Raw genomic sequence first — 21,349 nt, 5'->3', positions numbered from 1 at the left:
AGGCCGGCGGCCAGCGTGGCCGCCGCCGCACCTGCTGCTGTACGGGAGTGCTTCATGCGCGAATCTCCGTCCGTGTAGGGGGTGAGGCTGCGCCGCAGAGCCTGCCTCAGGGTGCTGCAGGAACAGTCGAGCCGGACTCGTCCGAGGCTGAGGGGGGGGCAGCCGGGGCGGGTCGCCGCGGCGGCGGTCAGGCCCCCGTGGCGGTGCCGTCCGGGGCCGCCGCGGATCTGGTATGCAGGACAGCGCGGGCCTGTTCCGCGGCGCGCATGGTGCTCTCCTGGACGAAGTCGAGGAAGCGGGCGGCGTTCTCCAGCCGGGTAGCGGCCGGGGTTCCGTGGCCGAGGACGCCGACGCCCTGCCGTGAGACCTCGACGACCTGGGTGAGGGACCGGGCGCTGGCGATCATCGCCTGGTACCAGACGTCGTCGTCGACGGCATAGCGCTCGCGGCGGCGTTCGTCGCGCGCCCGGCGGACCATGCCCTGGCTCTCCAGAAACGTGACCGCTTTGGAGATGGACGCCGGGCTGACCTGGAGGCGCTGGACGAGTTCGGATGCGGTGAGGCTGCCCTCGTCGGTGGTGTAGAGGCAGACCAGCACCCTGGACATCATCTTGGGCATGCCCGAAGCCATGAAGACGGTGGTGAGGGTCTCCTCGTACTCGCGCACGGCCTCCGCGTCGCGTCCGTGGGGCTGCTCGGGTGTGCGCTGTCCGCCCCGGGGAGCGGCCTGCCGACGGCGGTGGGCGCGGCGTTCGGTGGCGCGGTGTGCCAGGTCGGCACGGTAGGCGGTGGGGCCGCCGTTGCGCGTCACCTCGCGCGTGATGGTGGAGGTCGGGCGGTCGAGGCGCCTGGCGATCTCCGCGTAGGGGAGGCCGTCGGCCAGTCCCAGCGCGATCTGCTGGCGTTCCTGCTGGGTGAGTCTGCCTCCCGGCATCGCGGTCTCCTTCGTGGTCCGTGGTGCGGGCCAGTATAGCGTTCACCTCCACACCATTGCAACGAGCCAAGGAGTGGGATGTTGCGTTAATTTCGAGCTCAGTGCAACGATTTCGCGGCTTTGAACTGCAGCTTTGCATATCGAGCGCAACAAGCTTGTTGCAGGATCTGTGAATGCAACGTAGCGTTTCTGTCATCGGAAACAAGGAACCGAGTCTAGGAGCCCGCGATGCAGAAGACCCAGAGCACGACGCGCACGTTCGACGCCCCCGCCCCCATCGCTGCCGTCGTGGACGTCTCGGCGGGGCGCATCCGGTTCATCGCCGCCGACCGGGCCGACACCACCGTCGAGGTGCTGCCCGCCGACCCCGCCAAGAGCCGGGACGTCAAGGCGGCCGAGCAGACCACGGTCGACTGTCGCGACGGTGTCCTGCGGATCGGGACCCCGGTGAAGAACCAGTACTTCGGCTCCTCCGGCGCCGTCGAGGTCACCGTCCAGCTCCCCGCCGGCTCCCGGGTCGAGGCCAAGGCCGCCAGCGCCGAACTGCGCGGCGTGGGCCGGCTCGGCGACGTGACCTTCGAGGGCGCGCAGGGCAAGGTCAAGCTCGACGAGACCGCGAGCGTCCGCCTGGCCGTCCAGGCCGGTGACATCACCGTGGGCCGCCTGAACGGCTCCGCCGAGATCAGCACGCGCAAGGGCGACCTGAACGTCGCCGAGGCCGTGCGCGGCACGGTCACCCTGCGCTGCGAGCAGGGCGACATCACCGTCGGCACCGCCCGTGGGACCTCCGCCACCCTCGACGCCGGCACCAGCTACGGCCGGATCCACAACTCCCTCAACAACACCGACGGCCCCCAGGCCGGCCTGACCATCCACGCGACCACCTCCTACGGCGACATCACCGCCCGCAGCCTGTAACACCCCGTCAGCACCCGGCCCTCGAGGAAGGAAGGACGCCGCCATGAAGTCGCCGCTCGCACACCAGCCCGATGTGGCGACCGAAGCCGGCCCCGGCCCCGTCGCGTCCTTCCTCCGGTTCGCGGCCCTCGGCGGCGGCGTCGGAATCCTCTCCAGCCTCGCGGTGCCGCTGCTGGCCGTGACGATGCCCTGGGCGCTGGCGAACGCGGTCGTCACCCTCGTCTCCACACTGCTGTGCACCGAACTCCACGCCCGCTTCACCTTCGCCAAGGGACGCGGCGCCGGATGGCGTGAGCACTGGCAGTCGGCGGGCTCGGCGACAGCCGCCTACCTGGCCACCGGCACCGCCGTGTGGGTGCTGCACCTGCTGCAGCCTTCCCCCGCCATGCTGACCGAGCAGATCGTCTACCTCGGCGCCTCCGGACTCGCCGGCGCGGCCCGCTTCCTCGTTCTGCGCTGCTATGTCTTCGCCACCCGCAGCAGCTGGCCGGAACTGATTCCTCCACTCGACGTTCGCTTCAGGATCAGTCTCGCTTCGCCGGAGAATCCGGCCCTTTGACCGGCCTTCGGGCCAACGTGTGTGCATGTCAGAAGCCACCGCCCTGTTCTGACGCCGGGGCGGCCGGCCCCCTTCCTTCCTCCTGCCCCTCCACTCGATGGAAGTGCGGTTTTCCGTGGCTACCTTCCTGTACAAACTCGGCCGCTTCGCCTTCCGGCGACGTGGCCTCGTGACCCTGCTGTGGGTGCTGATCGTCTGCGGCGTCGGTGCCGCGGCCTCCAGTGCTCCCACCCCCCCGACCGAGCAGTTCTCCATGCCGGGCACCGAATCGCAGAAGGCGTTCGACCTCCTGGAGGAGAAGTTCCCGAACGCCGGCGCCGACGGTGCCACCGCCCGCGTCGTGATCCGCGCGCCCGAGGGCAAGAAGATCGCCGACGAGAAGGCGGCGATCGGCGAGCTCCTCGGCGAACTCGGCAAGGCGCCCCAGGTGTCAGGCGTCGCCGACCCGTTCACCGCCGGCTCGATCAGCAAGGACGGCCGTACCGCCTACGCCGTGGTGACCTACGGCGTCGCCGCACCCGACCTCACCGACGAGGCGCACGACGCGCTCACCAAGGCCACGGACCGGGCCCGCGACGGCGGCCTGACCGTCGAGGCCGGCGGTGACGCCGTCGCGATCGAACAGACCGTGTCCGGCACGGGTGAGCAGATCGGTGTGCTGATCTCGGCCATCGTCCTGTTCCTCACCTTCGGCTCGGTGCTCGCCGCCGGTATGCCGCTGCTCACCGCCCTGATCGGCGTGGGGGTCGGCGTCTCGGCCATCACCGCGCTCGGCTCCACCTTCGGGCTGTCGGCCACGACGTCGACGCTGGCGATGATGATCGGCCTCGCGGTCGGCATCGACTACGCCCTGTTCGTCGTCTCCCGCTACCGCGCCGAGGTCGGCGAGGGGCGCACGCCGCAGGAGGCCGCGGGCATCGCGACCGGCACCGCCGGTTCGGCCGTCGTCTTCGCCGGGCTCACCGTCATCATCGCGCTGGGCGGCCTCGCCGTCGTCGACATCCCGATCCTCACCAAGATGGCTCTCGCCGCGGCGGGTACGGTCGCCGTCGCCGTACTGATCGCGGTCACCCTGGTGCCCGCCCTGCTCGGCTTCGCGCCGCGCCGGGTGCTGCGGGTCGCGGACCGCCGTCTCGTGCAGACCAAGAAGCCGCTGTCGGCGCGCAAGCTGCGCAAGTCGGAGAAGAAGGCCGCGAAGCTGGCCGCGCGGACCAAGCCCAACCTGTCCACCCGCTGGGCCTCCTTCGTGGTGCGTCGCCCGCTCGGCGTGCTCTTCCTCGCGGTGGTCGGTCTCGGCGCGATCGCCCTGCCCGCCACCAAGCTGGAACTCGGCCTGCCCGGCGAGGGCACGATGGCGACCGACACCACCCAGCGCAAGGCGTACGACCTGCTGTCCGACTCCTTCGGGCCCGGCTTCAACGGCCCGCTGACGGTGACCGTCGAGGGCAAGGACGCGGCCGCCGCCGGTGACAAGGTCGGCGAGAGCCTCAAGAAGAACGCGGGCATCGCCTCGGTCTCCAAGGCCACCGCCAACAAGGCCGGTGACACCGCCATCTTCGGCATCGTCCCGAAGACCGGCCCGACCGACGGCGCCACCGAGCAGCTGGTCAAGGACATCCGCGCGAAGGCCACTTCGCTCGAGGCGTCCTCGGGGGCCACCGAGATTTTGGTGACCGGCCAGACCGCGCTGTTCATCGACTTCTCCCAGACCCTGTCCGACGCGCTGCTGCCCTACCTGGCCCTGGTGGTCGGCCTGGCCTTCCTGCTGCTGCTCCTGGTGTTCCGCTCCGTCCTGGTCCCGCTGAAGGCGGCGCTCGGCTTCCTGCTCTCGGTCAGCGCGGCGCTCGGCGCGCTGGTCGCGGTGTTCCAGCTCGGCTGGGCCTCCGGCTTCTTCGGCATCGAGCAGACCGGCCCCATCATGACCACGCTGCCGATCTTCATGATCGGTGTGGTCTTCGGCCTCGCCATGGACTACGAGGTCTTCCTGGTCACCCGCATGCGTGAGGCGTACGTCCACGGCGCCTCGCCGAAGGACGCCGTCGTCACCGGCTTCCGCCACAGCGGCCGGGTGGTCGTGGCCGCCGCGATCATCATGATCAGCGTCTTCTCGGGCTTCATCTTCGAGACCGACGACCTGGTCGCGATGATGGGCTTCGGCCTCGCCTCCGCCGTCCTGTTCGACGCCTTCGTGGTCCGGATGGCGATCGTGCCCGCCGTGCACTCGCTGCTCGGCGACGCCGCCTGGTGGCTGCCGAAGTGGCTCGGCCGGCTGCTGCCCAACGTGGACGTCGAGGGCGAGCGGTTGCGGCGGCTGCCGGCCGGCCCGCCGTCGCCCACGCCGCGCAGCACGCCGGAACACGAGGGGGACCTCGTGCACTGAGGCGCTGCGCGGTCCGAACCGCCGGCGGCCCGGTGCGACCTTCTCCAGGTCGCACCGGGCCGCCGTCCGTGTACGGCCCCGGGGGACACCGGAGCGCCGCGAACGCCGGTGCCTGCAGGAGCACTTGAGAGCCGGTCGAGGTCCGGACGAGGCCGATGGTCCCGGCCGCGGGCCTCCGGTTCACTGATCCCATGGCGACCCCGACTCCCGGCACCGGTCGCGTCCCGCAGCCGTCGCGGCGCGAAGGGCCCGCGCCGTGCGGCACCGTCCCCCACCGGTACGCCGTTCCCCCCACCGCCCGGCCGTCCGGCGCCCTCGCCCCGGGGCGGCACCTGCCGCGCGTGGTCCGTGCCCTGCCGCGCGTGGTCCTCGCCCTGCCGCACGCCGACGCCCTGTTCCGGCTCGGCGCCCTCACCCGCACGGTCCGGTTCCCGCCGGACGGGTCCTCCTGCCGGCATGGCGGTTCCCGGCGCGCTCCGAGTGTCCCCGCTATAGCGTTCACTCTTTACTCATTGCAATGGACAGGGTCAGCTCCATTGCATTAAGTCCAACCTCATTGCAATGATTTATCGAATCTACCTGCACTTATGGCAGCTCTAAGCAACAAGCGTGTTGCGAGTTCCATGAATGCAACGTAGCGTTTCCATCATCAGAAACATCGGGACGCACGAGCGCACGATGCAGAAGAAGGAGTGCACGATGCAGAAGTTCGACACCCCCGCCCCCGTCGCGGCCGTCCTCGACATCCCCGCGGGACACATCCGGTTCGTCGCCGCCGACCGGACCGACACCACCGTCGAGGTCCTGCCCGCCGACGCCTCCAAGAGCCGCGACGTGAAGGCCGCCGAACAGACCACGGTCACCTGCACCGACGGCACCCTGCGCATCGAGGCCCCCGCCGGCAAGAACCAGGCCCTCGGCTCCTCCGGCACCCTCGACGTGACCGTCCACCTGCCCAGCGGTTCCCGCGTCGAGGCGAAGACGGCCGACGCCCGGCTCCACAGCACCGGACGGCTCGGCCACGTCCGCCTCGACAGCGCCCAGGCCACCGTCGAGCTCGACGAGACCGAAGGCGCCCGCCTCACCCTCGCCGCCGGCGACGTCACCGTCCACCGCCTGGACGGCTCCGCCGAGATCAGCACCCAGAAGGGCGCCCTCCGCGTCACCGAGGCCGTGCGCGGCACCGTCACCCTGCGCACCGAGCACGGCGACATCTCTCTCGGCGCCGCCCGCGGCACCTCCGCCACCCTCGACGCCCGCACCGGTCACGGCCGTATCGAGAACACCCTCACCAACACCGACGGACCCGACGCCGCTCTCACCGTCCACGCCACCACCGCCTACGGCGACATCGCCGCCCGCAGCCTGTAGAAGGAGCTCTCCTCATGACCAAGCCGGCCATCGCAGCGAACGGGCTGCGCAAGTCGTACGGCGACAAGACCGTCCTCGACGGCGTCGACCTGATCGTCCCCGAGGGAACGATCTTCTCCCTGCTCGGCCCGAACGGGGCCGGCAAGACCACCACCGTGCAGATCCTGTCCACGCTGATCTCCGCCGGCGGCGGGCAGGCGCAGGTCGCCGGTCACGACATCGCCGCGGACCCGCAGGCGGTGCGTGCCGCGATCGGTGTCACGGGGCAGTTCTCCGCCGTGGACGGTCTGATCACCGGTGAGGAGAACATGCTCCTCATGGCGGACCTGCACCACCTGTCCAAGCAGGAGGGGCGGCGGGTGGCCGCCGAACTGCTGGAGCGTTTCGACCTGGTGGAGGCGGCGAAGAAGCCCGCCTCGACGTACTCGGGTGGCATGAAGCGGCGTCTGGACATCGCCATGACGCTGGTCGGCAAGCCGCGGATCATCTTCCTGGACGAGCCCACCACCGGCCTCGACCCGCGCTCGCGGCACAACATGTGGGGCATCATCCGCGAGCTGGTCTCCGACGGTGTCACCGTGTTCCTCACCACGCAGTACCTGGAGGAGGCCGACGAACTCGCCGACCGCATCGCGGTGCTGAACGACGGCAGGATCGCCGCCGAGGGCACCGCCGCCGAGCTCAAGCGCCTCGTCCCCGGCGGCCACGTCCGGCTCCGCTTCACCGACCCGATCGCCTACCAGGCCGCCTCTCTCGCGCTGGAGCAGGCGAACCAGGACGACGACGCGTTCACCCTCCAGATCCCCAGTGACGGCAGCCAGCGTGAGCTGCGCTCCATCCTCGACTGGCTGGACTCCGCCGGCATCGAGGCCGACGAACTGACCGTCCACACCCCCGACCTCGATGACGTGTTCTTCGCCCTGACCGGCGGCGCCGGCGTCCCCACCCAGTCCAAGGAGGCTGTCCGATGAGTTCCCTGTCCCTCGCCGTGCGCGACTCGAACACGATGCTGCGCCGCAACCTGCTGCACGCGCGCCGCTACCCGTCCCTCACGCTGAACCTGCTGCTCACGCCGATCATGCTGCTCCTGCTGTTCGTCTACATCTTCGGCGACACCATGAGCGCGGGCATCGGCGGTGGCGGCCGCTCCGCCTACATCGCCTACATCGTGCCCGGCCTGCTGCTGATGACCATCGGTTCCACCGTCATCGGCACCGCGGTCTCCGTCTCCAACGACATGACCGAGGGCATCATCGCCCGCTTCCGCACCATGGCCATCCACCGGCCCTCGATCCTCGTCGGGCACGTCGCCGGCAGCGTCCTGCAGTCGATCCTGAGCGTGGTCCTCGTCGGCGCCGTCGGCGTGGCCATCGGCTTCCGGTCCACCGACGCCACCGCCCTGGAGTGGCTCGCGGCGTTCGGGCTGCTCGCCCTCTTCACTCTGGCGCTCACCTGGATCGCCGTCGGGATGGGTCTGGTCAGCCCCAACGCCGAGGCCGCCAGCAACAACGCCATGCCCCTGATCCTGCTGCCGCTCCTGTCCAGCGCGTTCGTGCCGGTCGACTCGATGCCGGGCTGGTTCCAGCCGATCGCCGAGTACCAGCCCTTCACGCCGGCCATCGAGACCCTGCGCGGCCTGCTGCTGGGCACCGAGATCGGCCACAACGGCTGGCTCGCCGTCGTCTGGTGCCTGGCCCTGACGGTCCTCGGCTACTTCTGGTCCACCTCGACCTTCAACCGCGACGCGAAGTAGTCCGCCCCGTGACCGCGCGGGCCCCCGCCCGCGCCCCCGGCCGGCGACGTCACACGACGAACGCACCGAACCACGAAGGCCCGCCGCCGCTGTCTCCCCGACAGCCGCGACGGGCCTGCCTTCGCTCGGCGTCGTCAGTAGCGGTAGTGGTCCGGCTTGTACGGGCCCTCGACCCCGACCCCGATGTACTCGGCCTGCTCGGGGCGGAGCGTCGTCAGCCTGACGCCGAGGGCGTCGAGGTGGAGGCGGGCGACCTTCTCGTCCAGGTGCTTGGGCAGCACGTGGACGCCCGTCTCGTACGCGCCGGGCTTGGTGAACAGCTCGATCTGGGCCAGGGTCTGGTCCGCGAAGGAGTTGGACATCACGAACGAGGGGTGGCCGGTGGCGTTGCCCAGCAGGCGGCCCTCGGACAGGACGATGATCACCTTGCCGTCGGGGAAGGTCCAGGTGTGGACCTGCGGCTTGACCTCGTCCTTGACGATGCCGGGGATCCTCGCGAGGCCGGCCATGTCGATCTCGTTGTCGAAGTGGCCGATGTTGCCGACGATCGCCTGGTGCTTCATCCTGGCCATGTCCGAGGCCATGACGACGTCCTTGTTGCCGGTGGTCGTGATGAAGATGTCGGCCGTCTCGACGACCTCGTCCAGCGTGGTGACCTGGTAGCCGTCCATCGCCGCCTGCAGCGCGCAGATCGGGTCGATCTCGGTGACGATCACCCGGGCACCCTGGCCGCGCAGCGACTCCGCGCAGCCCTTGCCCACATCTCCGTAGCCGAAGACGACCGCGGTCTTGCCGCCGATCAGCACGTCGGTGGCGCGGTTGATGCCGTCGATCAGGGAGTGGCGGCAGCCGTACTTGTTGTCGAACTTCGACTTCGTCACCGCGTCGTTCACGTTGATCACGGGGAACAGGAGAGAGCCCTCGCGGTGCATCTCGTACAGACGGTGGACGCCGGTCGTGGTCTCCTCCGTCACCCCGCGGATCTGCGCGGCGATGCCGGTCCAGTCGAGCGTGCTCGTCTTCAGCAGGGCCGCCACGGCAGCCAGTTCCTCGTTGTCGGCCGGGGGCAGCTCACCGGTCTTGAGGTACTCGACGCCCTGGTGGACGAGGGTCGTGGCGTCACCGCCGTCGTCCAGGATCATGTTCGGCCCGCCGGAGGGGCTGTCCGGCCAGGTCAGCGCCTGCTCCGTGCACCACCAGTACTCCTGGAGGGTCTCGCCCTTCCAGGCGAAGACCGGGATGCCGGCCGCGGCTATGGCGGCGGCCGCGTGGTCCTGGGTGGAGAAGATGTTGCAGGACGCCCAGCGCACCTGGGCGCCCAGGGCGACCAGGGTCTCGATCAGGACGGCCGTCTGCACCGTCATGTGCAGGGAGCCGGTGATGCGGGCACCGGCCAGTGGCCGGGCCTCGGCGTACTCCTCGCGGATCGCCATCAGCCCGGGCATCTCGTGCTCGGCGAGGGTGATCTCCTTGCGGCCGAACGCGGCCAGCGAGAGGTCGGCGACCTTGAAATCCGCGAACTCAGGCGACACGAATACTCCTTGAAGTGATGACGTCACGGTGGATGTCCAGGGCCGCGGTGGACCTGTTCAGGGTGATGTAGTGCAGTCCGGGCGCGCCCTCCGCCAAGAGGCGTCCGGCCATGGCGGTGGCGTACTCGACGCCGATGCGGTGGCCCGCGGCGCGATCGTCGCGGGCGGCTTCCAGACGGTGGGCCAGGTCCTCGGGGAAGGCCGCGTCGCTCAGTTCGGCGAAGCGGCGGATCTGGCGTACGTCGGTGGCGGGCATGATCTCGGGGACGATCGGGATGTCGCAGCCGGCCGCGGCCACCCGGTCACGTAGCCGCAGGTAGTCCTCGACGTCGAAGAACATCTGCGTGATGGCGTAGTCGGCGCCGGCGCGGCACTTGGCCACGAAGTGCCGGATGTCGGTGTCCCAGTCGGGCGAGCGCGGATGCCGCTCGGGGAAGGCGGCGACGCCGATGGTGAAGTCGCCCAGGGAACGGACGAGTTCGACCAGCTGGTAGGCGTGGGTGAAGCCGTCCGGGTGCGGCACCCACGGTCCTCGGGGGTCGCCGGGGGGATCACCGCGCAGGACGAGGACGTCCTTGATGCCGGCGTCCGCGTAGGCGCCGATGATCTGCCGCAGCTCGGCGACCGAGTGGCCCACGGCGGTGAGGTGCGCGACGGGACGCAGGGTGGTCTCCGCCGCGATGCGCCGGGTGATCTCGATGGTCCGGTCCCGGGAGGAGCCGCCCGCGCCGTAGGTCACGGAGACGAAGTCCGGGCGCAGTGTCTCCACCCGGCGGATCGCCTGCCACAGCGTCCGCTCGCCGGCGGCGGTCTTCGGCGGGAAGAACTCGAAGGAGAAGGTCGTCATGCGCGGCCTCCCGCGTTGAAGTAGTTCGCCTCGGGGTGGTGGACGACGATGGCGTCGGTGGACTGCTCGGGATGGAGCTGGAACTCCTCGGACAGGTGCACGCCGATGCGTTCCGGCCGGAGCAGGTGGGCGATCTTCGCGCGGTCCGCCAGGTCGGGGCAGGCCGGATAGCCAAGCGAGTAGCGGCAGCCCTGGTACTCGGTGCGGAGCATGCCGTCCAGCGAGGCCGGGTCGTCCGCCGCGATGCCGAGTTCGGTGCGCACGCGTGCGTGCCAGTACTCGGCGAGGGCTTCGGCGAGCTGGACGGACAGGCCGTGGAGTTCGAGGTAGTCGGTCCGTCTCGCCGGACTCCTCGGGGCGGAAGAAGTCGGCCAGGCACAGGCGGCGGCCGCGGCGCTGGCGCGGGAAGGTGAAGCGGGTGCGCTCGTTGCCGGTCTCGTCGAGGACGATCAGGTCGTCGTCCTTGGAGACGCACGGGAAGTAGCCGTGGACCACGGCCGCCTCCAGCAGGTTCTCCGTCTGGAGCCGGTCCAGCAGACCGCGCAGCCGGGGCCGGCCCTCCGTCTCGACGAGCTCCTCGTACGACGGGCCCTCGCCGGTGCGGGCCTGCCTCAGCCCCCACTGGCCTTTGAACAAGGCGCCCTCGTCCAGCCAGGACGCGTATTCCTTGAGCGGGATGCCCTTCACGACGCGCGTGCCCCAGAACGGCGGGGTGGGGAGCGGGGCGTCCGGGGCGACGTCGGACCGGACGTGGCCCTTCTCGGGGCGTTCCTCGACCTTGACGGTGGCTGCACGGACCCGGCGCTGCTTGAGCTCGGGCAGCTTGGCGCCGGGGACGCCGCGTTTGATGCCGATCAGGGCGTCCATCAGGCGCAGGCCCTCGAAGGCGTCGCGGGCGTAGCGGACTTCGCCGTCGTAGAGCTCGTGCAGGTCCTGCTCGACGTAGGCGCGGGTCAGGGCGGCGCCGCCGAGGATGACGGGGTAGTCGGCGGCCAGGCCGCGCTGGTTAAGCTCCTCCAGGTTCTCCTTCATGATCACGGTGGACTTCACCAGCAGTCCGGACATGCCGATGACGTCGGCGCGGTGTTCCTCGGCTGCTTCCAGGATCGCGGAGACGGGCTGTTTGATGCCGAGGTTGACGACGGTGTAGCCGTTGTTGGACAGGATGATGTCGACGAGGTTCTTGCCGATGTCGTGGACGTCACCTCGGACGGTGGCCAGGACGATGGTGCCCTTGCCGTCGTCGTCGGTCTTCTCCATGTGCGGCTCCAGGTGGGCCACCGCACCCTTCATCACCTCGGCGGACTGGAGCACGAACGGCAGCTGCATCTGCCCGGAGCCGAACAGCTCCCCGACGACCTTCATGCCGTCCAGCAGCGTCTCGTTGACGATGTCCAGGGCCGGCCGCTCGGTCAGCGCCTCGTCCAGGTCGGCCTCCAGGCCGTTCTTCTCGCCGTCGATGATGCGGCGCTTGAGACGCTCGTCGAGCGGCAGCGCGGCCAGCTCCTGCGCCTTGGACGCCTTCAACGACTTCGCGGTGGCGCCCTCGAAGAGCTGCATCAGCCTCTGCAGCGGGTCATAGCCCTCACGGCGACGGTCGTAGATCAGGTCCAGGGCGGTGGTGACCTGCTCCTCGTCGAAGCGGGCGATCGGCAGGATCTTCGAGGCGTGCACGATCGCCGAGTCCAGGCCCGCCTTGACGCACTCGTCCAGGAAGACACTGTTCAGCAGGATGCGGGCGGCCGGGTTCAGGCCGAAGGAGATGTTCGACAGACCCAGGGTCGTCTGCACATCGGGGTGGCGGCGCTTGAGTTCGCGGATGCCCTCGATCGTGGCGATGCCGTCCCGGCGGGACTCCTCCTGGCCGGTGCAGATGGTGAAGGTCAGGCAGTCCACCAGGATGTCCGACTCGTGGATCCCCCAGTTGCCGGTCAGATCGGCGATCAGTCGCTCCGCGATCTCGACCTTCTTCTCTGCGGTGCGGGCCTGGCCCTCCTCGTCGATGGTCAGCGCGATCAGTGCCGCACCGTGCTCCCGGGCCAGCCGTGTGACCTGCGCGAACCGCGACCGGGGGCCGTCGCCGTCCTCGTAGTTGACCGAGTTGATCACCGCGCGGCCGCCGAGTTTCTCCAGGCCGGCCCGGATGACGTCGACCTCGGTGGAGTCCAGCACGATGGGCAGCGTGGAGGCGGTGGCGAAGCGGCCGGCCAGTTCCTCCATGTCCGCGACGCCGTCGCGGCCCACGTAGTCCACGCACAGGTCCAGCATGTGCGCGCCCTCGCGGATCTGGTCCCGGGCCATCTCCACACAGTCGTCCCAGCGGCCCTCCAGCATCGCCTCACGGAACTTCTTCGAGCCGTTGGCGTTGGTGCGCTCACCGATCGCCAGATGCGACGCGTCCTGCCGGAACGGCACCGTCTGATACAGCGACGCCGCACCCGGCTCGGGCTGGGGGGCGCGCTCGGCGGGTGTCAGACCACGAACGCGCTCGACGAGCTGACGCAGGTGCTCGGGCGTCGTACCGCAGCAGCCGCCCACCAGGGACAGGCCGTACTCCCGGACGAACGTCTCCTGCGCGTCGGCCAGTCCTTGCGGGCCGAGCGGGAAGTGCGCGCCGTCCTTGGTGAGGACCGGGAGGCCCGCGTTGGGCATGCACAGCAGGGGGATGCGGGAGTGGCGGGCGAGGTAGCGCAGGTGCTCGGTCATCTCGGCCGGGCCGGTGGAGCAGTTCAGGCCGATCATGTCGATGCCGAGCGGCTCCAGCGCCGTCAGCGCGGCGCCGATCTCGGAGCCGAGCAGCATCGTGCCGGTCGTCTCGAAGGCCAGGGAGACCAGGAGCGGGACGTCGGTGCCGAGGCTCTCCAAGGCACGGCGGGCGCCCAGGACGGCGGCCTTGGTCTGGAGCAGGTCCTGCGTGGTCTCCACCAGCAGCGCGTCGGCGCCGCCGGTGAGCAGCCCTTCGGCGTTGGCCTGGAAGCCGTCGCGGACGGTGGCGTAGCCGATGTGGCCGAGGGTGGGCAGCTTGGTGCCCGGGCCCATGGAGCCCAGGACCCAGCGCCGCTGTCCGGTGCGTCGCGTGGAGGCGTCGGCTGCCTCCCGGGCGATGCGGGCGCCCGCCTCCGACAGTTCGTGTGCGCGGGCGGTGATGTCGTACTCGGCCAGTGCCGTGTGGTTCGAGCCGAAGGTGTTGGTCTCCACGCAGTCCACGCCCGCCGCGAGGTAGGCGTCGTGGACGGAGCGCACGATGTCCGGGCGGGTGGCGTTGAGGACCTCGTTGCAGCCCTCCAGCTGCTGGAAGTCCTCCATGGTCGGGTCATGGGCCTGGAGCATGGTGCCCATCGCGCCGTCGGCCACCACCACGCGCGTGGCGAGCGCCTCGCGGAGGGTCTCGCCGCTTGTCGTCATCGCCGGCATGGCGCGCCTCCCAGGTGTGCCGCGATGGTCTCGGCCGCCGCCGTGCCGTAGGTCTCGGTGATGACGGCGGTGAGCCGGGCGGGGTCGGGGGTGTAGGCCTGGGAGCCCACCTCGGCGAGGGCCAGGGAGGCCACCGCGCAGCCGAGCCGGGCCGCGTGCGGGCTGTCCAGGCCCCGGGCGAGGGCCGCGAGGAAGCCCGCGCGGAAGGCGTCGCCGGCTCCGGTCGGGTCGGTGGTGCGGACACCGGCGACGGCGGGCACGGTGAACGCCGGCCGGTCGGCGGCCTCGATCCGGACGCCGTCGGCGCCGAGCGTGGTGATCCACGCGCCGACGTGTGCGAGGACCTCGTCGCGGCTCCAGCCGGTGCGTTCCAGCAGCAGGGTCGCCTCGTACTCGTTGGTGAACAGCCAGCGCGCCCCGGTGAGCAGCGTGCGGGCCTGGCCGCCGTCGAGGCGGGCCAGTTGCTGTGAGGGGTCGGCGGCGAAGGGGATGCCGAGCGCCCGGCAGCGCGCGGTGTGGCGCAGCATGGCCTCGGGGTCGTCGGGTGCCACGACCACGAGGTCGGGCAGCGGGTCGAGGCGCCCGAGGTCGATGTCGCGGGCCTCGGTCATGGCTCCGGCGTAGAACGCGGCGATCTGGTTGGCGTCCTGGTCCGTGAGGCACACGAACCGGGCCGTCTGCCGCCGGGCGGAGACGTGTACGGCGCCGGTGTCGACGCCGTGTTCCTTCAGCCAGACCTCGTACTCACCGAAGTCGCTGCCGACCGCGCCGACGAGCACGGGGTCCAGGCCCAGCCCGCCGAGCCCGTAGGAGATGTTGGCGGCGACGCCGCCGCGGCGCACTTCCAGGTCGTCGGCGAGGAACGACAGCGACACCCGGTCGAGCCGGTCCGGTATCAGCTGGTCCACGATCCGGCCGGGGAAGGTCATGAGGTGGTCGGTGGCGATGGAACCGGTCACGGCGATGCGCATGGCAACTCCCGTCCCTTTCGGCGCGGCCGGTTCAGTGGCCCGCGGCGGCGCGGAGGCGGTCGGCGCGGTCGGTGCGCTCCCAGGTGAAGTCGGGCAGCTCACGGCCGAAGTGCCCGTACGCCGCGGTCCTGGTGTAGATCGGGCGCAGCAGGTCGAGGTCGCGGATGACGGCGGCCGGGCGCAGGTCGAACACCTCGTGGATGGCCCGCTCGATCGCGGCGCGCGGTACGTGTTCCGTGCCGAAGGTCTCGACGAACAGGCCGACCGGCTCGGCCTTGCCGATGGCGTACGCGACCTGGACCTCGCAGCGTTCGGCGAGTTCGGCCGCGACGACGTTCTTGGCGACCCAGCGCATCGCGTAGGCGGCCGAACGGTCCACCTTGGAGGGGTCCTTGCCGGAGAAGGCGCCGCCGCCGTGGCGGGCCATGCCGCCGTACGTGTCGATGATGATCTTGCGGCCGGTGAGGCCGGCATCGCCCATCGGGCCGCCGATCTCGAACTTGCCGGTGGGGTTGACCAGCAGCCGGTGGCCTTCGGTCTCCAGCTTGATGCCGTCCTCGGCCAGGCGGGCGAGGACGGGTTCGACGACCTGGCGGCGGATGTCCGGGGTCAGCATGTGGTCGAGGTCGATGCCGGAGGCGTGCTGGGAGGAGACGACGACCGTGTCCAGACGGACCGGGAGGTCGTCGCGGTACTCGATGGTGACCTGTGTCTTGCCGTCGGGGCGGAGGTAGGGCATCAGCCCGTCCTTGCGGACCTCGGCCAGCCGGCGCGACAGCCGGTGCGCGAGTTCGATGGGCAGGGGCATCAGGGTGGACGTCTCACGGGTGGCGTACCCGAACATCAGCCCCTGGTCCCCGGCGCCCTGCGCGGCGAGGTCGTCGTCGGTCCCGCCGAGCCGCTTCTCGTACGCGGTGTCCACGCCCTGGGCGATGTCCGGCGACTGGGCGCCGATGGACACGGACACCCCGCAGGAGGCGCCGTCGAAGCCCTTGGCCGACGAGTCGTAGCCGATGCCGAGGACCGTCTCGCGGACGATCGCGGGGATGTCGGCGTAGGCGGAGGTGGTCACCTCCCCGGCGATGTGGACCTGACCGGTGGTGATCAGGGTCTCCACCGCCACCCGGGAGGCCGGGTCCTGGCTCAGGAGGGCGTCCAGGACGGCGTCGCTGATCTGGTCGGCGATCTTGTCGGGGTGGCCCTCGGTGACGGACTCCGAGGTGAACAGCCGGGTTGCCATGTCTCTCCTAGGCGTGAGCGGTCGTGGTCCAACGTGCCGCCCGTGCCCCGGCGTCCGGCGTCGCCCGCCGGGCCGACGCGCTGAGTGACCAGCGGGCCGCGCGGCGAGGAGCGGAGCGTGTGGTTCGCCGTCGGGGGCGGTCTGCGTCTTTCCCTGGCGGCCTGCGGCGCCACCAGGGTGGTTCTCGCCCGTCGAGGGCGGGTGGAAGACCACTCGCGCAGTCCGGCCGCGCCCCGGGGCCGTGGAGCGGCCATGTGTCGCCGTGCCCTCCGGTTGTGGGCCCTCCTTGCCTTCCGGGGCGGTTGCGAGGCGGACTTGAGCGGATCCCGAGCGGACCTGCCCATGCTGTCCGGCGAAGCTGGACACGGCGGGAACCGGTGCGGGCGACTGTCCGGGGCCCGGGTTCCGCCGCGGCCGCTGGGCGGCGAGCAGGCGCGACGTGCGTGTAGCGACCGGGCCGAAGGGTGGAGGGAACATGGGCGGGCTGGCAGGACTGGCGGTGCTCGGATCGGCCGCACCCCGGGCCACGGGCCGTGAGACGGCGGCGGTGGACTCGATACTCGACGCGCTGAACCGCCGGGGCCCCGGCGGACGCGCCGTGGTGCGGGACGGCGCGACGGTCATGGGATGCGCGTACAGCGCCCAGGCGTTCGTGTCGGCGGACGGAAAGATCGTGCTGATGGCGAGCGGCACGGTGCGCAACCACCGGGAGCTGGCCGCCGCACTGCCCGGCGTACGGCTGCGGACGCAGTCGGACCGCGAGATCCTGCTGCACCTCTACGAGGCCGAGGGGCTCGACTTCCTCGACGCCGTGCGCGGGACGTTCGCGCTGGTGGTCCTCGACCGGCGACGGGAGGAGATCCTCTTCGCGCGGGACCGGTCGGGCACCGAGGCGGTCCACCACGCGGTGGCGGACGGGCGGCTGGTGTTCGCCTCGGAACCGGAGGCGCTCGCCCACTGCGGCCTGGCGGATGTGGGGGCCGGCCAGGCCACACCCGCCGCGACGGTCGAGCGGGTCGACCTGCGCGAGGGCACGACGTCGTCCCGGCGCTACCGGGACCTGTCCGGTCCCGGCGGTGCGGACGGGTGCCCGGGCCGGGGGGCCGTCGCCGAGCGGCCCGAGCGCTCCCCGTACGGCAGTGTCCTTGTCCACCGAGCCCAGGGTGTCGCTCCATGACCGAGAACAGCGCCGCGAAGCCGTACAGCCCTCCCACTGTCCTGGACCCGCACCGCGCCCGGTACGCCGCGCGCACCGCGGGCATGACGGCCTCCGAGATCCGGGCGTTGTTCTCGGTCGCGAGCAGACCGGAGGTGGTCTCGCTGGCCGGGGGCATGCCGAATCTGACCGCGCTGCCGCTCCAGACGCTCGCGGAGCAGACCGCGCGGATCATCGCGGAGGACGGCCTGACGGCACTCCAGTACGCGTCGGCGCACGGCTCGCCGCTGCTTCGGGAGCAGATCTGCGACGTGATGGCGCTGGAGGGCATCGCGGCGCACCCGGACGACGTCGTGGTGACGGTCGGCTCGCAGATGGGCCTCGACCTGGTGACCCGGCTGTTCTGCGACCCGGGTGACGTGGTGGTGGCCGAGGGCCCCTCGTACGTCGGCGCGCTGGGCTCGTTCACCGCGTACCAGGCGCGGGTCGTGCACGTGGCGATGGACGGGCACGGCCTGGTGCCGGAGGCGCTGCGGGCCGCGTTGCGACAGGCCGCAAAAGCCGGGCAGCGCGTGAAACTGCTCTACACGATCCCGAACTTCCACAACCCGGCCGGCGTGACGCTGGCGGTCGAGCGGCGGGCGGAGATCCTGGAGATCTGCCGCACGTACGACGTGCTGGTGGTCGAGGACAACCCGTACGGCCTGCTCGGCTTCGACGGGCAGCTCCATCCGGCGCTGCGCTCGCTGGACCCGGACAACGTGGTGTACCTGGGCTCGTTCTCGAAGACGTTCGCCTCCGGGCTGCGGGTCGGCTGGGTGCTGGCGCCGTCGGCGGTGCGGGAGAAGCTGGTCCTGGCCACGGAGTCGGCGACCCTGTGCCCGCCCACGCTGAACCAGGCGATCGTGTCCCGCTATCTGGCCACGCACGACTGGCAGGGCCAGATCGAGGTGTTCCGGGAGAACTACCGCGAGCGCCGCGACGCGATGCTGTCCGCGCTGGAGCGGTACCTGCCGCCGGGCTGTACGTGGACGACGCCGGACGGCGGGTTCTATGTGTGGGTGACGGTGCCGGAGGGCGTGGACACCAGGGCGATGCTGCCGCGCGCGGTGGCCGCCCGGGTGGCGTACGCCTCGGGCACGGGGTTCCACACGGACGGATCCGGCGGCCGGCAGATGCGGCTGTCCTACTGCTACCCGGCACCGGACCGGATCCGCGAGGGGGTGCGCCGGCTGGCCGCGGTGCTGGAGGCCGAGCCGGCGGCCGGGAGGAACGCCCGTCACGCCCCCGTCGGCCCGGGTGCGCACCGGGCGCGGGAACGGTACGTCCCCGCGCCGGAGGTGGCCTGAGCCTTGCCGGACGGTCCTCGGTCAGTAGGCGTCGGTCGGCACGTACGTGCCCCAGATCTCGCGCAGGGCGTTGCAGACCTCGCCGACGGTGGCGCGGGCGCGCAGGGCGTCCTTCATCGGGTGGAGGACGTTGTCCTCGCCCTCGGCGGCCTTCCTCAGGGCGGCCAGCGCCGTGTCCACCGCCTGCCGGTCGCGCTCGGCGCGGAGCCTGGCGAGGCGTTCGGCCTGCCGGGCCTCGATGGCCGGGTCGACCCGGAGGGGTTCGTACGGCTCCTCCGCGTCGAGCTGGAAGCGGTTGACGCCGACCACGACCCGCTCGCCGGAGTCGGTCTCCTGCGCGATGCGATAGGCGTTGCGTTCGATCTCGGACTTCTGGAAACCGAGCTCGATGGCGCGTACGGCCCCTCCGAGCTGCTCCGTCTTGTCGATGAGGGCGACGATCTCCGCCTCCAGGTCGTCGGTCATCCTCTCGACGACGTAGGAACCGGCGAAGGGGTCGACGGTCGCGGTCACGTCCGTCTCGTACGCGAGGACCTGCTGTGTCCGCAGCGCGAGGCGGGCGGACTTGTCGGTGGGCAGCGCGATGGCCTCGTCGAAGGAGTTCGTGTGCAGCGACTGCGTGCCGCCCAGGACGGCCCCGAGACCCTGCACCGCGACGCGGACCAGGTTCACCTCCGGCTGCTGGGCCGTCAGCTGCACCCCCGCCGTCTGCGTGTGGAACCGCAGCATCAGCGACTTCGGATTCCGCGCCCCGAACCGCTCTCGCATCACCCGCGCCCAGATGCGGCGCGCCGCACGGAACTTCGCGACCTCCTCCAGGATCGTCGTCCGCGCCACGAAGAAGAACGACAGGCGGGGCGCGAAATCGTCCACGTCCATCCCGGCCGCGACCGCCGTGCGCACGTACTCGATCCCGTCCGCCAGCGTGAATGCGATCTCCTGCGCGGGCGACGCACCCGCCTCCGCCATGTGATAGCCGGAGATCGAGATCGTGTTCCACTTCGGGATCTCGGCCTTGCAGTACTGGAAGATGTCCGCGGTCAGCCGCAGCGACGGCTTGGGCGGGAAGATGTACGTCCCCCGCGCGATGTACTCCTTCAGCACGTCGTTCTGGATCGTGCCCGTCAGCCGGTCCGCACTGACACCCTGCTCCTCCGCGACGAGTTGGTACAGCAGGAGCAGCAACGACGCGGGCGCGTTGATCGTCATCGACGTCGACACCTTGTCCAGCGGGATCCCGTCGAACAGCACCCGCATGTCGTCGACCGAGTCGATCGCCACACCGACCTTGCCCACCTCACCACTCGCGATCGGCGCGTCCGAGTCGTGACCCATCTGCGTCGGCAGGTCGAACGCGACCGACAACCCCATCGTCCCGTTCGCGATCAGCTGCTTGTAACGGGCGTTCGACTCCGTCGCCGTACCGAACCCCGCGTACTGACGCATCGTCCACGGCCGGCCCGTGTACATCGACGGATACACACCCCGCGTGAACGGGTACGCCCCCGGCTCACCCAGCTTCTGCGCCGGATCCCAGCCCGCCAGGGCGTCGGGCCCGTAGACCGGTTCGACGGGCAGCCCGGACTCGCCTGTTCTGGTGTTGTCCTTCATCGTCTTCCGTTTCCAGGGGGCCGGCGTCAGCCGACGACGGTCCAGGTGTCGTTGGCGGCGAGGAGGGTGGCGAGGTCGCCCTTGCCGTGCTGTTCGACGGCGGTGTCGAGCTGGTCGGCCATGAGGGTGTCGTAGACGGGCCGGTCGACGGAGCGCAGGACGCCGATGGGGGTGTGGTGGAGGGTGTCGGGGTCGGCGAGGCGGGAGAGGGCGAAGGCGGTGGTCGGGGACGCGGCGTGCGCGTCGTGGACCAGGACGTCCGCCTCGTTGTCCGGTGTGACCGTGACGACCTCGAGCTCGCCGGTGGCCCTGTCGCGGACGACTCCCCTGGTGCCGTCGGTGCCGAAGCGGATGGGCTGTCCGTGTTCGAGGCGGATGACGGCTTCCTGGGCCCGCTGTTTGTCCTTGAGGGCGTCGAAGGCGCCGTCGTTGAAGATGTTGCAGTTCTGGTAGATCTCGACGAGGGCGGTCCCGGGGTGGGCGGCGGCCTGGCGCAGGACCTCGGTGAGGTGTTTGCGGTCGGAGTCGACGGTGCGGGCGACGAAGGACGCCTCGGCGCCGATGGCCAGCGAGACCGGGTTGAAGGGTGCGTCGAGGGAGCCCATCGGCGTCGACTTGGTGATCTTGCCGACTTCGGAGGTGGGCGAGTACTGGCCCTTGGTCAGGCCGTAGATCCGGCGCCGGTGACGACCCACACCGACAGATCCCGGCGGGAGCTCGCCAGGCCGGTGGCGATGGCGGGGGCGCGGCCGTGGATGGAGTGCATCCCGTAGGTGTTCATGTAGTACGGGAAGCGGGAGGAGCAGCCGATGCCGGAGACGAAGACGATGTTCTCCCTGGCCAGGCCCAGTTCCGGCATGAAGCCCTGCACGGCCGCCAGAACGGCGTAGTCACCGCACCCCGGGCACCAGCGCACTTCCTGATCGGACTTGAAGTCCTTCGCCGTGAGGGTGAGTTCAGTGGCCATCGATGGCCTCCTTCAGCGCGGTGGCGAGCTGTTCCGCCTTGAACGGCATGCCGTTGACCTGGGTGTAGGAGTAGGTGTCGATGAGGTACTTCGCCCGGATGAGGGTGTTGAGCTGGCCGAGGTTCATCTCCGGGACGATGACGCGCTCGTAGCGGGTGAGTACCTCGCCGAGGTTGGGCGGGAAGGGGTTGAGGTGGCGCAGGTGGGCCTGCGCGATGTGGCCGCCCTCGGTGCGGACGCGGCGTACGGCCGCGGTGATCGGCCCGTACGTCGAGCCCCAGCCCAGGACCAGGGTCCGCGCGCCGTGCGGGTCGTCGACTGCGAGGTCGGGGACGGTGATGCCGTCG

Annotated in this window: 14 protein-coding genes and 3 pseudogenes; 8 read left to right on the top strand and 9 right to left on the bottom strand. The window is 70.7% G+C overall.

What is annotated here, in order from left to right; translation table 11 throughout:
• Positions 1–187: 187 nt before the first annotated feature.
• Positions 188–934, bottom strand: coding sequence for a GbsR/MarR family transcriptional regulator (locus ADK65_RS40035; RefSeq protein WP_053674713.1), 747 nt, complete (start codon positions 932–934; stop codon positions 188–190).
• A 228-nt stretch (positions 935–1,162) separates the two neighbouring features.
• Between ADK65_RS40035 and ADK65_RS33070 the strand changes: the two genes are divergently transcribed.
• From ADK65_RS33070 to ADK65_RS33045, 6 genes are all read left to right on the top strand, one after another.
• Entirely contained in the window at positions 1,163–1,852 is a 690-nt protein-coding gene (locus ADK65_RS33070; protein WP_053674711.1) for a DUF4097 family beta strand repeat-containing protein, read from the top strand.
• 43 nt (positions 1,853–1,895) lie between these two features.
• The gene (locus ADK65_RS33065; protein ID WP_053674709.1) at positions 1,896–2,411 is read left to right on the top strand and encodes a GtrA family protein; all 516 of its coding nucleotides are present in this window, start codon (positions 1,896–1,898) and stop codon (positions 2,409–2,411) included.
• 115 nt (positions 2,412–2,526) lie between these two features.
• The gene (locus ADK65_RS33060) at positions 2,527–4,791 is read left to right on the top strand and encodes an MMPL family transporter (protein ID WP_078956271.1); all 2,265 of its coding nucleotides are present in this window, start codon (positions 2,527–2,529) and stop codon (positions 4,789–4,791) included.
• Positions 4,792–5,490: 699 nt separating this feature from the next.
• Positions 5,491–6,162, top strand: a complete 672-nt coding sequence (locus ADK65_RS33055) for a DUF4097 family beta strand repeat-containing protein (protein ID WP_053674715.1) — start codon at positions 5,491–5,493, stop codon at positions 6,160–6,162.
• Positions 6,163–6,176: 14 nt separating this feature from the next.
• Positions 6,177–7,133 (top strand): ATP-binding cassette domain-containing protein, encoded by a 957-nt coding sequence (locus ADK65_RS33050; RefSeq protein WP_053674708.1) that lies wholly within the window; start codon positions 6,177–6,179, stop codon positions 7,131–7,133.
• On the top strand, positions 7,130–7,915 hold the full coding sequence (locus ADK65_RS33045; protein WP_053674706.1) for an ABC transporter permease: 786 nt from the start codon (positions 7,130–7,132) through the stop codon (positions 7,913–7,915). The genes ADK65_RS33050 and ADK65_RS33045 overlap by 4 nt, the downstream gene beginning before the upstream one ends.
• Before the next feature lie 134 nt (positions 7,916–8,049).
• Here ADK65_RS33045 and ahcY read toward each other — a convergent pair whose 3' ends face one another.
• The 5 genes and pseudogenes from ahcY to metK form a co-directional block, all read right to left on the bottom strand.
• Positions 8,050–9,447 (bottom strand): adenosylhomocysteinase, encoded by a 1,398-nt coding sequence (gene ahcY, locus ADK65_RS33040; RefSeq protein WP_053674704.1) that lies wholly within the window; start codon positions 9,445–9,447, stop codon positions 8,050–8,052.
• Positions 9,437–10,294 (bottom strand): methylenetetrahydrofolate reductase [NAD(P)H], encoded by an 858-nt coding sequence (metF, locus tag ADK65_RS33035; RefSeq protein ID WP_053674702.1) that lies wholly within the window; start codon positions 10,292–10,294, stop codon positions 9,437–9,439. Before metF ends, ahcY begins: the two co-directional genes overlap by 11 nt.
• Positions 10,291–13,708 (bottom strand): annotated as a pseudogene (gene metH / locus ADK65_RS33030) (methionine synthase). The gene metF and the pseudogene metH overlap by 4 nt, the downstream one beginning before the upstream one ends.
• Positions 13,696–14,679 (bottom strand): carbohydrate kinase family protein, encoded by a 984-nt coding sequence (locus ADK65_RS33025; RefSeq protein WP_053674700.1) that lies wholly within the window; start codon positions 14,677–14,679, stop codon positions 13,696–13,698. The pseudogene metH and the gene ADK65_RS33025 overlap by 13 nt, the downstream one beginning before the upstream one ends.
• A gap of 31 nt (positions 14,680–14,710) precedes the next feature.
• On the bottom strand, positions 14,711–15,919 hold the full coding sequence (gene metK, locus ADK65_RS33020) for a methionine adenosyltransferase (RefSeq protein WP_053674698.1): 1,209 nt from the start codon (positions 15,917–15,919) through the stop codon (positions 14,711–14,713).
• A gap of 475 nt (positions 15,920–16,394) precedes the next feature.
• Here metK and ADK65_RS33015 point away from each other — a divergent pair, with 475 nt between their 5' ends.
• Together ADK65_RS33015 and ADK65_RS33010 are read left to right on the top strand one after the other, a co-directional pair.
• Positions 16,395–17,096: a hypothetical protein gene (locus tag ADK65_RS33015; RefSeq protein ID WP_053674696.1), complete on the top strand. Its 702-nt coding sequence runs from the start codon at positions 16,395–16,397 to the stop codon at positions 17,094–17,096.
• A complete protein-coding gene (locus ADK65_RS33010) occupies positions 17,093–18,424 on the top strand; it encodes a PLP-dependent aminotransferase family protein (protein ID WP_078956270.1) in 1,332 nt (443 codons plus the stop codon). The genes ADK65_RS33015 and ADK65_RS33010 overlap by 4 nt, the downstream gene beginning before the upstream one ends.
• A 21-nt stretch (positions 18,425–18,445) precedes the next feature.
• Here the strand turns inward: ADK65_RS33010 and ADK65_RS33005 are convergent, their stop codons facing one another.
• The 3 genes and pseudogenes from ADK65_RS33005 to ADK65_RS32995 form a co-directional block, all read right to left on the bottom strand.
• Entirely contained in the window at positions 18,446–20,035 is a 1,590-nt protein-coding gene (locus tag ADK65_RS33005) for an acyl-CoA mutase large subunit family protein (RefSeq protein WP_053674695.1), read from the bottom strand.
• A 26-nt stretch (positions 20,036–20,061) separates the two neighbouring features.
• Positions 20,062–21,002 (bottom strand): annotated as a pseudogene (locus ADK65_RS33000) (2-oxoacid:ferredoxin oxidoreductase subunit beta).
• Positions 20,992–21,349 (bottom strand): annotated as a pseudogene (locus ADK65_RS32995) (2-oxoglutarate ferredoxin oxidoreductase subunit alpha); the annotation flags it as partial. The pseudogenes ADK65_RS33000 and ADK65_RS32995, both read right to left, overlap by 11 nt.

The sequence above is a fragment of the Streptomyces sp. NRRL B-1140 genome, assembly GCF_001280065.1.
GTDB lineage: Bacteria > Actinomycetota > Actinomycetes > Streptomycetales > Streptomycetaceae > Streptomyces.
The sequence above is the reverse complement of the archived record's forward strand: the minus strand, read 5'-3'. Positions and strand labels throughout refer to the sequence as shown.